Raw genomic sequence first — 304 nt, 5'->3', positions numbered from 1 at the left:
CTACTACGCTACTGATAGCAGTGGTTTTAAAAAAGAAGAACCAATTAACATGATACTTGACACAGAACAGAGAGAGGAATTAATGGAATGTCCAGCTAAAAGACCTATTCTAAAACTGTCAGCTGGATTAGTTAATAATTATCAAGGTAAAAGTAATGATTACAGATCTAAAAACGTAAAATATAGTTACGAGGATCAAAATAAACTATATTCCTCTGATGACACAGTAAATAAAAAAAATGTAATCAGAAATGAAAGCCCACAGGAAAGCATTCTACATGAACAAAATTTTCAGGAAACAGAG

General features: G+C 31.6%; 1 protein-coding gene. It reads left to right on the top strand.

Annotation, left to right across the window (positions count from 1 at the left end; translation table 11 throughout):
- Positions 1 to 304: hypothetical protein (locus F0U44_RS23905; protein ID WP_188113636.1), on the top strand; the 304-nt coding region annotated here is incomplete at both ends.

Source organism: Nocardioides humilatus (assembly GCF_008373755.1).
Taxonomy (GTDB): Bacteria; Actinomycetota; Actinomycetes; order Propionibacteriales; family Nocardioidaceae; genus Nocardioides; species Nocardioides humilatus.
This window is presented reverse-complemented; position numbering and strand designations above follow the sequence as displayed.